The sequence below is a fragment of the Leptospira yasudae genome (assembly GCF_003545925.1).
Lineage (GTDB): Bacteria > Spirochaetota > Leptospiria > Leptospirales > Leptospiraceae > Leptospira > Leptospira yasudae.
In genome coordinates this window covers 267,246-279,886 of the sequence record NZ_QHCU01000006.1, presented here as the reverse complement: position 1 = coordinate 279,886, position 12,641 = coordinate 267,246, and the positions used below count along the sequence as shown (strand labels likewise).

The 12,641-nt window shown below is 45.8% G+C and carries 11 protein-coding genes; 5 read left to right on the top strand and 6 right to left on the bottom strand.

Annotation, left to right across the window (positions count from 1 at the left end):
• The first annotated feature begins 96 nt into the window (after positions 1-96).
• Positions 97-309, top strand: a complete 213-nt coding sequence (locus DLM76_RS17790) for a hypothetical protein (protein WP_118956982.1) — start codon at positions 97-99, stop codon at positions 307-309.
• On the opposite strand, the gene DLM76_RS17785 is transcribed toward DLM76_RS17790, so the two are convergent.
• Entirely contained in the window at positions 280-1,140 is an 861-nt protein-coding gene (locus DLM76_RS17785) for a Cof-type HAD-IIB family hydrolase (RefSeq protein ID WP_118966027.1), read from the bottom strand. The genes DLM76_RS17790 and DLM76_RS17785 overlap by 30 nt on opposite strands.
• A gap of 342 nt (positions 1,141-1,482) precedes the next feature.
• Here DLM76_RS17785 and DLM76_RS17775 point away from each other — a divergent pair, with 342 nt between their 5' ends.
• On the top strand, positions 1,483-2,307 hold the full coding sequence (locus DLM76_RS17775; protein WP_118966092.1) for a 1,4-dihydroxy-6-naphtoate synthase: 825 nt from the start codon (positions 1,483-1,485) through the stop codon (positions 2,305-2,307).
• 250 nt (positions 2,308-2,557) lie between these two features.
• Here DLM76_RS17775 and metF read toward each other — a convergent pair whose 3' ends face one another.
• The 5 genes from metF to DLM76_RS17750 form a co-directional block, all read right to left on the bottom strand.
• A complete protein-coding gene (gene metF / locus DLM76_RS17770) occupies positions 2,558-3,430 on the bottom strand; it encodes a methylenetetrahydrofolate reductase [NAD(P)H] (RefSeq protein WP_118956985.1) in 873 nt (290 codons plus the stop codon).
• A gap of 10 nt (positions 3,431-3,440) precedes the next feature.
• Positions 3,441-5,954, bottom strand: a complete 2,514-nt coding sequence (locus DLM76_RS17765) for a discoidin domain-containing protein (protein WP_118956986.1) — start codon at positions 5,952-5,954, stop codon at positions 3,441-3,443.
• Positions 5,955-5,978: 24 nt separating this feature from the next.
• Positions 5,979-6,866, bottom strand: coding sequence for a helix-turn-helix domain-containing protein (locus DLM76_RS17760; RefSeq protein WP_118966025.1), 888 nt, complete (start codon positions 6,864-6,866; stop codon positions 5,979-5,981).
• A gap of 375 nt (positions 6,867-7,241) precedes the next feature.
• Complete coding sequence (locus DLM76_RS17755; RefSeq protein ID WP_118966024.1) at positions 7,242-8,093, bottom strand: ParB/RepB/Spo0J family partition protein; 852 nt, start codon at positions 8,091-8,093, stop codon at positions 7,242-7,244.
• On the bottom strand, positions 8,077-8,829 hold the full coding sequence (locus DLM76_RS17750; protein ID WP_118956989.1) for a ParA family protein: 753 nt from the start codon (positions 8,827-8,829) through the stop codon (positions 8,077-8,079). The genes DLM76_RS17755 and DLM76_RS17750 overlap by 17 nt, the downstream gene beginning before the upstream one ends.
• Positions 8,830-9,076: 247 nt before the next feature.
• On the opposite strand from DLM76_RS17750, the gene DLM76_RS17745 reads away from it, so the two are divergent.
• The 3 genes from DLM76_RS17745 (at position 9,077) to DLM76_RS21480 (ending at position 12,636) form a co-directional block, all read left to right on the top strand.
• Positions 9,077-10,450 carry a helix-turn-helix domain-containing protein gene (locus tag DLM76_RS17745; RefSeq protein ID WP_118966023.1) on the top strand — a complete coding sequence of 458 codons (1,374 nt, stop codon included), beginning with the start codon at positions 9,077-9,079 and terminating at the stop codon, positions 10,448-10,450.
• 1 nt (position 10,451) lies between these two features.
• The gene (locus DLM76_RS17740) at positions 10,452-11,465 is read left to right on the top strand and encodes a hypothetical protein (protein WP_118966022.1); all 1,014 of its coding nucleotides are present in this window, start codon (positions 10,452-10,454) and stop codon (positions 11,463-11,465) included.
• A 937-nt stretch (positions 11,466-12,402) separates the two neighbouring features.
• Positions 12,403-12,636 carry a hypothetical protein gene (locus DLM76_RS21480; RefSeq protein WP_147455806.1) on the top strand — a complete coding sequence of 78 codons (234 nt, stop codon included), beginning with the start codon at positions 12,403-12,405 and terminating at the stop codon, positions 12,634-12,636.
• Positions 12,637-12,641 lie beyond the last annotated feature (5 nt).

Sequence of the window (12,641 nt, the reverse complement as noted above, 5' to 3'; positions counted from 1 at the left end):
ACTATACCAGTTTTAAAGCTTTGATTGTCAAAGAAGTGTCACTGCCTTAAAAAACTTTCTGTTGACTTTATTGAGACTGATTTTCAATTTGGTCGTATGCACCTGGAGATACAAACACAGGATTGGATCGTTTACGGAATCGTCAGCCTAACGGCGATTCGATTGTTCTTTCCCTTGATCTCCGTGATCCGCGAATTTACGGATAAATCCTCGGCAAACAAAGAAGAGGACTTCGGCTGCTACAACGGAGCGTGCAAAAGCTGCGGCCCAGCGCCCGTTTCAAAAAAGAACAATCCCGTTCTCCACTAAGGCGAGAGCGACTCCGTCCTCTTCGTTGCTGTATCGCGTAACGTGTCTCGCGGAATTTCTGATTTCCGGAATCGCATTCTTCATCGCAAAACCCGCGCCGCTGTGAAGCAGCATCTCCAAATCGTTTCTTTCATCTCCGAAAGAGATCACACCGCTTCCGTCCAATCCCTTAAGAGATAAGAATCGGGAAATGCCCGACCATTTGGATACGGAGACGTTGATGATTTCCACGCAATACGACACTCCGGGAATTTTGGTGAGAATACATCGAAGAGAAGACGCTTCCGGCAGCGCGGAAATTTTATGAACCAGAGAATCCAAATCTTCTTTGCGAAGAGATAAAAAACAAATCACTAAAATTTTTTCGAGATCGGCGGACAAAAGATCTCCAATGGATCTTGTTCGCGAATGGTCTCCGCCGGAATAGTTGTGATACATTCCGTCCGTGATCGGAACCTCGGTCAGCATGTCGATGCCTTCCTCGAACCGGTCCACATGCAGAATGGGCGGCGTATGGAATTCTTTTCCTAAATGAAGAATTTTATGTACGACGTCGAGTTCCAGATAACTTTCCGCAATCCGTTCCGCGTTCGGAGACTTACGGAGAATCTGCCCGTTATTGGAGACGACGTGAACTTCTCCCTTGAATTCTTTTGCAAAGGCGAACGTGGAATAAAATCTTCTGCCCGTTGCGATCACGAGATTTTTTCCCTGATCGATCGCCTTTTGCAGAACGGAATGGGTGAGGGGAGAAATTCTGCTTTTGGAGTTTAGAAGAGTTCCGTCCAAATCGACGGCGATCGTATGAATTTGTGTCGGGTCAAAAGACATGATTCTTTCAGTAAATCCTGACAACGGCTTTCGTGAATGATTTTTTTAGAGATTCGCAGGAAAATAGGGGATTTGTCGGAGCAGGGATGTTTTTTTGTGAAACGACGGCCCCACCCTAAGTTTGGGCGGTGGTGGTGTGGAGGCGGGAGTGGTTGGGCCAATTTTCCTTTATCAGAAAATTCCACGTCCCGCAACCGGAAATCAAAGATGTTGTCGGAACATTTCCGATTTTCGGAAAAAGAATCTTATCAAAGTTCCGACAACATCTGCAAATTAAAGTTGCAAGAAGAGACTTTCTTTTTTCGGCAAAATCCGAAATCATGGAATCTAAGTAGAAACATGATGGAACTCAGCTTAGCTTATTCTCCCTGTCCCAACGATACGTTTTTATTTTATCATCTTGCGCACGGAAAGGCGACGGATCAATTTCGAATCCGCGAAGAACTGCACGACGTCGAAGAGCTCAATCGTGCCGCGTTTGCAGGAAAATACCAAGCGACGAAACTTTCCTTTGCCGCGTACTTTTCCGTTATGGATCGATATTCGATTTTGGATTCGGGCACGGCGCTTGGGAGAAATTGCGGACCTCTTCTTGTTTATAAAAAAGGGAAGAATCCCGGAAACGCAAAAGGAAAAAAGATACTGATTCCGGGCGAACTTACCACCGCGAACTTGCTTTTAAAACTCTTCTTAAAGAACGACTTTCAACCGACCGCGGTTCGATACGACAAGATCATTCCACTTCTTCTTGCGGAAGAAGCGGACTTCGGCGTTCTCATTCACGAAGAAAGATTTACTTACGAAAAACAAGGACTGGTCAAACTTCAGGACCTCGGAGAATGGTGGGAAGAAACGACAGGCAAGCACATTCCGTTAGGCGCAATCGCCTTTCGCCGAGATTTGGGCGCTCCATTAAAGGAGAATTTCGATTCTTCCCTGAAACACAGCTTGGATCTGGCTTACAAAAATCGCGAAGAAACTTACGAATACATTCTCAAACATTCCCAAGATACGACCCGCGAAGTCGTGGATGCGCATATCGGATTGTATGTGAACGAATTTACACGTTCTCTCGGAACCGATGGAAGAGAGGCGATTCTTACCTTGTATCGAAAAGGTGTTGAAGCGGGCTTTCTTCCTACAGGAAAAGAAGAATATCTTTTTTAAGGAGAGAAATTGTCCGCCGACAAACGGGCGGATCGCAAAGAGAAATAGGCAATCATTTTTGCAAGAGACGATTTGTAGGAGTTCCCACAAACGCAATACGAAGAAATACTTTACAAAAATAGAATTTTCGGATATAGAAAATTTCCCGGAATTTTTCCCGCCAAACGCCCACCTCCGCCACCCAAAGAGGGCGGGGCGCAGCGTTTTACAAAAAAATCTTGTCGGAACACGAAAGGATTCTCCGCCGCGTTTATCCCTTTAATTCTCGGACGATGTCATAACTCGCGTGCGATTGATTGAGCGTATAAAGATGAATCCCGGGGGCTCCCATCGCAAGGAGCTCGCGACATTGTTTCACCGTAAAATTCAAACTTCTCCGATAAAATTCCTCGGGGCGATGCTCGACTTCCTGCAAATCTTCGATCAAAGAAGAAGGAAACTCGCAGGCCGCCAAAGACCGGAATCGTTCAATCTGAGAAAACGAAGTGATCGGCATAATTCCCGGAATCACTGGAATCGTAATTCCGACCTTTCTCACGAGATTTAAAAAATTCTCAAAGATGGAATTCACAAAGAAAAGCTGAGAAACCAAAAAATCCGTTCCCGCTTCCACTTTTAATTTTAGATTGCGAACGTCCTCTTCGAGAGTTTTTGCATTCGGATGTTTTTCGGGATAACAACCGCCGCCGATACAAAAATCCATCTTTTCGGAACGGATAAACGAAATTAGCTCCGTCGCGTTTGCAAATCCGCCCTCGGTTTTTTTGAATTCGCCTTCGCCCTTGGGAGGATCTCCGCGCAGCGCCATCAGATTGACGATTCCCGCGGAACGAATTCCTTTCAATGTTTCCCGAATCTGATCTCGATTTGCACCGACACAGGTAAAATGAGAAACCGTCGGAACGGAATAATTCTTAGAAATCTCCGACAAAATCTGCACGGTTTTATCCCTGGTCGAACCTCCGGCGCCGTATGTCACCGTTACAAAGTCGGGATTCAAACGAGACAGTTCTTTCACCGTCTCCATCAATTTCACATCTCCTTCCGGAGTTTTCGGAGGGAAGAATTCAAACGAATACACCGGCCCTTTTGCAGAGCCGTAAATTTCAGATACTTTTTTCATAAACTCCCGATTATTGACAGCAAAGAAGAATCTGGATCTGACCTTTTCCGGATCGAAGCGGGCTCAAAGCTTTACCAAACAAAGAACCAGGACGAAGAGATTCCGCCGAAATTCGAACAGCGTGTCCGCCCGTCAAACCGGTAACGAGCAAGCTCCCAGGTTGAATCGGATACGCGGACGCATCCGCATTCACCGTAACGACCCCAGAAACCGCAACCAACCAATGAGTTCCGTCCGCAGGTGCTTCGCCCCCGAAGAGCAAGGCCGCCGATTTCACGGCAACGCCGATCGCATGCGTCGCGTTAGCTGTCTTTGCCTTTTGCAACCTTCCGTCTTCCCCCATGACCAAAATGTCGCCTTCGGAAATCACGTCCGAAGGATTTACGGGAAAGAATCTCGCGATGCAGTCGGAATTCTTTCCCGTCGAAATTCGAACAGTACCGGAAAATTCAGATTCTCCTTCCGCAAGCAGGGCCTTACCCGATCCAGTTTCTCCCAAGGAAGCGATTCCTTTTCCGGTCGCGTAAAGCGCAACTCCGGATCTCGAATGGAATATTCCGCCAAACCCTCGTTTGGCGAGACCTATAATTCCGGCTGCGTCCTTTTCGCCCGAAGAAGAATCTCCCCGAACTCCGTATTTTTCTCCGTAACCGATCAAGCCGGTGTTCCGACCCGCGCCGACAATTCCGGCGCCTTTCTCGCTTTCATTCTTCCCATAAATGGGCGCATGATTTTCCGGTGGGGGAGAAATGTTCGTATAAGAAGCTTCGGTATTTCCTTTTACTTTTAAGAATCCCGTATGAGAACTAAAGTCGTGATCCAACGGCGCGTAATCGTGCGTGTGCGGCTTCGGATCTCTTTTGTCGGACAATCTCGGGTCGTCGGCAGAAACAACTTTTCCCGGCACATTGCTGCCCAATGTTGCAATCTCCACGATCCCGGGATAAGAAGTCGTGGCGTTGCGAAGCCGTTTATCATTTCCCTGGACGACAAGACCTTCTTTCGATTCGCCCGACTGTGCGAGCTGAACGATTCCATACGATTCCGCGGTGGCGATTTTTAGGCGCTTATCATTTCCTTGAACGGCCGCATCCGCCGAATCTTCTCCGCTTTTCGCAAAACGAACGATCCCCGGAAATTCCGTATTCGCTTTTCGAATTCTCGGATCGTCAGCGGTGACCACTTTTCCGGGTTCCGACGCGCCCGGTTCGGAAAGAATCGCCAGTCCGTATTTTTTCGCAGTGGCGATTTTCAGTCGATCGTCGTTTCCTTGAACAACCACGCCTTCTTTCGTTTCACCGTTCTCGGCGAGTTCGACAATTCCAAGACTGGAAACGGTTGCCGCCTTCAAACGGTCGTCATTTCCTTGAACAACTCTTTCTGCCCGATTTTCGCCATTAGATGCCAGACGAACCAAACCGTGCGCGAGTTCCGTGGAATGTTTTAGACGTTTGTCGTTTCCTTGAACAACGACGCCTTCCTTGTCTTCTCCGTCCCCCGCAAGTTCGACGATCCCTTTGTATTCGGTAGAAGCGTCCCTCAATCTTCTGTCGTTGGATTGAACCGCAACTCCTTCCGAATTTTCCCCGTCCACCGCCAAACGCACCAACCCTGACCGCAACACGGTTGCATAGGGAAGAGGTTCGGCCGTCGGTTTATTCGTGAGGTCGCTCAAATGCGGCGTCGCGTATAATTCCAATTCTACGATTTTTGTCTGATAAACTTCTTGGCCTTTTCTTTCTTTCTGGCGCGCAACGAGTTTCAAATAACGGACGTTAGTCGGCAAAAATCTCCATTGATACCAAACGCCCGGCTCGGATAAAAATTGATTCTCCTCCAGCAACTGATTCCAAGAAAGATCGTCTTCGCTGTAATAAACTGTAAAACTTTCCGGAAAAAAAGTGGGGTTTAATTTCGGAGTCAAAAGTCGCAGCTCATTCACGCGACTGATCGATCCTAAATCTACAAGAAAGAATTCTTCCGACGGCTTGGAAGATTCTTTTGATGACCATCCGTAGTCAGGCCGTTGATCGATGAGATTTTCTTTTACCCAGAATCGATCTTGTTCCGTGCTGACTCCAATTTTGACGATGCCCGAAATTCCTACTTCTAACTGGCCAAGGGCGATCTTATATTTTCCCGAGCCGTCCTTCTCGCTTACCTGGCAGATCAGCTTTAAAAATTTAGCTTGAACCAGAGAAAAATTCCAAAGCCCGGTCTTCTGATTTAAACGCCTAAATCCGGTCTCTTGCAAAATCGGTTCCCATACGATTCCGTCCATCGAGATTTCAAAACGGAACGTGTCGGGAAAAAATGCCGCTTCTTGCGGATTCGAATGAAGACGGATTTGATTGAGGCTGGAAACTCCGTCAAAGTGCAAGGTGAGGGCGGAAATTCCGGGAGAATCTTTCGCTTCCGAATAACGGAGCAATTTCCCTTCTTTTAAATCGCTGGTCCCCGATGATTTGATTTCACGGATTTTGATCAGACCGGGGTGGCTGATTCGAATTGATTCAGAATTCATTCAAGATTTGTCCTGGTTCTCTTTTTAATATTTCGAGGATGTAGTTCGATTTTCTTCTGTTTTCGCGGAAAATATAACCAATATCGGGGGACGGATTTCCTCTGTGAAGTACTTTGCTATGATCATTCGCAACGACTCCGGCACGCCATCCAACACGCAAAGTGTTCTTCCATCCGGCTCGACTCGAATTCGTTCTAAGATTTCTAGGCTCGATCGAGTGAGTCTTTCCCGCGACCAATGTAAGAATCCGTTCCAAGTCGCATCCTGCTCAGGAGCCTTGGATTCCTGATTAAATTCCGGCATTGCTCCCAAGTCAGTCCGAATTAAGTTCTTACAAATTCCTTGAACATACTTTAAATTCGTTTCCATGCCTCGAGCTTTTGCAATTCCGAGCGCTTCCGCCAAGGTAGAGGCTCCGTATTTTTCTTCTAAAGAACCTAAATTCAAATGCATTCTCTTCTTTTCTGGTTCTTGATTTTGATTGTTGGTTATGGTTATATTAATATGGTTTGGGGTTCCTTCCGCCGACCCCTGAGGTCGCCTTCCTGATACCTCCGGAGATTCCAAATTGCCACCCCCCGGGTATCCGGAAATATACCCCTGCGGTGGAATTTTGGACCCTTGGTAGTTGAAGCAAAAATAATAACGAGAACTTGTGTGCCCCGTTCCCGGGGTTACTTGGAGTAAGCCTGCTTGGATCAGGTCTCTCTTTCCTTGAATGATGGATTTTTTTGTCTTAAAGCCGGTCAGCTTGAGTAGGACTTCCGTACTGGGCCAGACGGGTTTGAAATGTTGATCACTAAATTTAAGCAGCACCAGATAGAGCGTTTTTGCGGCCGAAGAAAGGCTCGCCCAGACGCCAGATTCGATGATATCTGCGAAAAATTTGATGTATGGATAATGCTCGCCCATCTTTCTTTTCGGGTCCCTCCGTTTCGGAAGTACATTAATTTTAAGCAAAAATTCCGAAGAAAGTTGACATTATCCGACATAATGATACTTATGTCTCATCCAACAACATTCCTTCGGGAAAATCCGGCCCCTGGTTCTCCAGGGGAATTTTTTTATCCGGATCCAGAAAATACGCCTTCGGCCCGAATCCTTTCGGATTTGAGCTTCGTACTATATTTCCGTTTACTATATTATGTCACATTAAACATTCAAGGCGAAGCTTTGTCAATCCCATTGAATGTTTTTTCAGGGGTTTTGGAAATTTCTTTTGCTAAGTACTTGTATGTACTTTTTTGATGTCGCTTAACAAAATTATTAAGCGACATTGAGCTGCGATTATGCGGATTCGAATTTCTTGCGGATTTCTTTTTTGATCAGCTTTAGAATCTCTCCGAGCAACTCTTCGTTTTCGGAACTGATCTGAATCAAACCTTGTTTCTTCGTGATTTTATATTCGGTCGTTTTGGACCCCGAAGAGGAAGTTTTTGGAACCGAAGTGCTTAATGCCTTGGGAGAGAAGAGGTTGTCTTCTTCGCGATTAAACGACTTCGCGTCCTTGACCGTTTTGAGTGCCCCGGTTTGGAATAAATTCAAGAATTCAGAAAATGTCCCTTTGCGGGACGCGGAAACCGCCTGGATCAATAGGTTCTTACTTTCGATTCCGGCTTCTTTGCAAAATTTCAATTCGTCTTTACTCAAGTCGGAAATTCCGAGGAGTTCCGTCATATAACTTCTGCTTTTTCCGAATAATGTTCCCAACTCTTGGTCCGTGTATTTGAAGCTGGTCTTCAGGTGAGACATGGCCTCGACTTCTTCATAAGGCGATAAGTTTTCTCTTTGAAGGTTTTCGATGATGGCGAGCCGAAAGGTTTCTTTTTCATCCCGGTCTAAAATTTTACATTCCACTTCGAGCCAGCCGAGTTGTTTGGCTGCGTGGTATCTTCTTTCTCCCGCAACGATTCTATAATTTTCGTCTTCGGGATTTTGTTTTGTTACGATGATGGGTTGGAGAAGTCCGTCTTTTTCCAAACTTCTCGCAAGATCTTCCACGCCTTTTTTTCGGTCTTGGCGAGGCTGATTTTCCGACGGAAGAATTTTATCAAGGCGGATTTTTTTGACGGTTCCTTCCAGCTTTTCAGCTTGGAATACGTCCGCGAGGGAACCGAGCCGTTTACTTTTTGAGCTCATTCAAAAACTCCTCAATAAAGCCTTCGTATTCTTGGGCCTGCTTGCTCGTTTTGTTATACTCAAATACCGATTTTTTTGCAAGATGAGATTCTCCCACAGCCACTCCGTCGGAGATGCTCGTTTCAAAAATACGGAAATATTTCGTAAGAACGGGGACGATCGTTTTGGTCAAAAGTGTTTGCGGCTTGAGTTGCGTCACGAGCGCGCCTAAGATTTCAAGCCCGGGATTGATTCTTTTTTTGATGCTCGTAATCGTTTGCTGTAGCCCGACGATTCCATCCACGGAAAATTTTTCTGCCTGCAAAGGGATCACAACATAGTTTGATCCAACTAATGCGTTGATCGTAAAAATCGACAAACTGGGAGGGCAGTCGATGATGCAAAATTCGATTCCGTCCACACCTTGGAGAGCATCTCTCAAGATGTAAGGGGCGTCGACGGAAGTTCCGGAAAGGGTTTCCACTTCGGCAAGATTTGTTTTCGAAGGCGCTAGATACAAATTGGGCTGTTTGGTTTCGATCATGATTTCTTTGATCGTCATTTTCGAGTTAAAAACCCCGTGCATCGATTTTTCCAGAGTCTCCGGATTCGTAAAAATGCCGGTTGAATTTGCCTGAGGATCGATGTCGACGAGCAGGGTTTTTTTTCCTCTTCTCGCGAGCCCCATGGACAGATTGAGAGAAGTAGTCGTTTTTCCTTCTCCGCCTTTCTGGTTTGCTATAGATACAACTATCATGATTCTACCTTATACTCTATTGTCGGATATCCGACATTGAATCCTTATCGAGACCGGGTTTGGATTGGAGGAATTTTTCTTGTAAGAAATGCGCGTCGTCGCTTCGAGTTCGGTCTCGGTTTCCAGATGGGATGATGGTTTTCTATCTTCAATCATTTATCCGAAATTAGATCTTTTTTGAGTAAAAAATCTTTTTCAGAATCGATTTTGTCGGACGTCCGACATTCTCCTGTACTTGGTTGACAGGATGCTTAATTTTAAACATCTTCCCTTTGTGCATCCGTCCTTTTTCAACCCATTCTTTGCGGAGAATTCTTCCTTGGAAACTACTAGGAAAGAGTTTGCAAGCGCTTTTGAAGAATGGGTTCGCATTTCCGGTGCGACGTGCGGAGTTCTTACGTTGAGTTCCGACCGCGGTCAAAGTCTGGAAGAGGTCGCGAGCGTCGGTTACGACGAGGACGGATTTTTCTATTCTTTCTTATCGCGGTCCACCGGGAACTTAGATCGACTCAATCGCAGTTCCGACTTTTTTCCGATCTGGTTTGTGGCCACGGAAAACGATATGTTCCATCCAGATTCCGCCGGGTGCTTGGTGGCCGGGATCCGGGGGAACTCTTTCTTGGAAGGATTTTTTCTCGCCGAATTTTTGGAGAAACCTCCCGATTCCGTTCTTTTGCTTTGGGCTTTGGCGGCTCAAAAAATCTCGGCAAATGCGGAGGTGAAAACCTCCGTTTTGAAAGCGCATTCTTCTTCTCATTCTCGCATTGATTCTTTGAAAAAAGAAGGGGTCGCGGATTTTCTTGCGGAAATTTCCGGCTGTGATTCTCCTCCGGAATGGCTCGAAAGAAAAAATTCTTGGGCTCGAATTTTGGGCCCTGCTGGTTCCGGAAAAAAGACTCTCGGGAAATGGCTGCATCGAAATCTGAACCCGGAAAAAGGAATTCTGGTTTTGGGATTTTTGCCCGAGCAGATTTCCAAGCTGGAAAAATCCTTGGACGAGTGGATTCGAATGACCGATTCCGGTACGATTCTAATCGAGGGCGCGGAAAAATTTACCTCGATCCAACAAAAATTCTTCTTTCAACTTTTGTCCGCGGCGTCGGGAGAATTTCGTCTGATTTTTACCGAAACCGCCGGTGTCGAACCCAACGAAATCTTCCGTCCGTTTCGGGAATTTTTACTCCAAAAGACGATCGAAATTCCGGGTTTGGACAAACTAAATTCTTCTCAAAAACGAACCGCGATCCGGTTGATTTTGGAGGAATTGAAAGAATCTTCCGGTCGCGAAGACCTTCGTCTTTCGGAAGAAAATCTTCAAAAGATCGCAAAAATGGGGTTTGAGAAAAATCTTTCTGGCTTGCGCAATCTTTTGGAAGAATCTATTTTGAGTTCCTCCGGTTCCGAAATTGAAATTCAGGACCGAACGGAAATTCGGGATCGAATTCTGACGATTCCCGATTCCGAAGATCTCGATCTCCGCAGGGCGGTCGAGGCCGTGGAACGGCAGAAGATTCTTTTGGCCCAAAAATTATTCGGCGGAAATCAAATTCGAATGGCGCGGGCCCTCGGAATTTCGAGGGGATCTTTGCAATACAAACTCAAACAATTGGAGATTGGCTAAAGTGGATCTCGATTCTCTCTACGAAGAACGAAAAACGCCGGGCGGATTTTTAGTAAAAGTCCGTCTCGCAAAAATGACCTACGTGGTCTTTACCCAAAAAGGGCCGGAAGTTCCTCGGGGAGCGAAAAATAATTCCATCGTCGTCGCCGTTCCGAGGGTCGTTTTTTTAGGGGCGGAATTTAATCTTTCCCACTTTCGTTTGGGCGAACTGAGTTTCGTGAACGTAAAACAGGGGAAACTCGTGATCCCGTATCAGCATTCCAATTCCGGAAACGAGGTTCGAACTATTTTTCTCAATAGCGGAAGCGACTGCGACGTCCTTCCGGTTGTAGTATATCATTTTCAGAATAACGAGGATTTGATCCGTTCTCGGGAAGAAGGGGTGGAAATGCACCATCTCGTTCTGGACGAATCCTATCCGCGCCAGGATTTGATCACTCTGAAAATCCGTTTTCCTTCTCTCAACATGCTGATCGTTCGCAAAAAAGTCGCGGCTCACAAGGTCGCCGAGGCGGCGCCTTCCGAAGCGAACAATAAAAAAGAATCCGGGATCGTCGACTTCAACAAAGTCCGCGCCGCGGATATTATGGATTCCGGAAATCTCAACATTCATTCCGGGAACCCGGTATTTTTGGCTCGGATTCATTTGAGAAGAATGGATCTCGAAAAGGTAAAACAACTTCTACTCGATTTCCAATTAAAGCCGGAGGAAGTTTCTTTTATTCGAACTTTTTTTGCGGTAATGATTCGCAATGAATTTGAGAAGGACGATTTAAAGTTAGCTAAACAAAAACTTTTGAATCTGGACGAAGGCTTTCGACTTGCGGAATTGATTTTAGAGATGAAAGTTCCCGAGTTCGAAGTTGAGTTGGAGAAAAATTTTGGTCCGGAAATCGCGAGCATGTGTTACGCGCTTCTTGAAAAAGAACAAGACCGCGCCGAAGAAGAGGAAAAAGGAATCATTCTCTGGGAGTGGAAGTTGAGAGTGAAGCGCCTTTTCCGGAAGGCCGCTTAGGTTTGAACTTTAAAAAAACTCCGAAAAACACTAAAAAAAGCTTCCATTTTCTTGAAAAACGGGCAAATTATAGAAAATTGCTATGTTTTTTCGAGCAAAAACAAAATTTCTGGCACAAATCTTGCTTATCGGGCTGGCCGGGTTCGGTGGGGTTGGATCTTTGTCCGCGTCCGAAAATAAGTCGGAAGCGGCGTCTGAAATTTTAACGCATCAAGCGGAAGTGAACCGAGTTTTATTGGAACCGGTCGCGAGCAAGTTTGAGTTGGATCAGTTGGACTTTTCCATTTCGAACGCTAAGCTTGTTGCTCAAAAAGAAATTCGTAAATCAACTTCAAAGTCGACTCCTGATTTCGGCTCCGACAAAAACGGAATCACCGCAAATTTGTCCGCGTCAGAATTTCACTTTTTAACTTTCCGTTCGAATGTAGGATGTCGCGCTGTCGTTCAAAGCAATCCTTCTCAAAATTCTTTCAAAGAAGTTCCCACTTTCGTTTTTACCGCGACCGATTTTTCTCATTCTTTTTCACCTGAGAATTTTCTGAGTTCGTTGTCGGAACATTCTTCCACATTTTCTTCGATTTCGATCTTTTCGGTCGGATGCCTTGCGGGTGTTTTTTCATCTAAAAGATCAATCTGTTTCGAAGCCGAATTTGCGTTCCGCGATTTTTTCGATCGAGTTCGGACTTTCGCCGGTGTAAATATGCCGCAAGTTGTGTTTGCAGGTCGGAACTCCGGAGCTCGGAAAAATAGGGGACAGTGGCAAGCTTGGAAATGGGCTCGAATTTCTGCAGATTGGGTTGGAATCCGGGGAATGTCGGAATTGCAAGGTTTATCCAAAAGGATCTTTGGGGCCCAAAGAAACGGTGGTCATTCGGTTATCAGCGGTTCGTTTCGATCGGATCTGAAAATCAGTGATGATTTACGGAGAATTCTTCCTTTGATTCGGATGCAATCCCAGCAATCTGCAAATGTCGGAATTCATGGAAAAACGGCTGCTCCTTCCGGCGCCATCCAGATGGCATTTATTCTCGAACGCCAACGTCTGGTTGAAAATTTGTATCTTCAAAATAATGAAATTCTTTCCGGTGGGCTGTCGACTAACGACAATATTCGGAAGTTAAAACTTTCATTCCAACTTCGTCCGAACTTCAGCGCGGAAATCCGCTCATAGAGAAA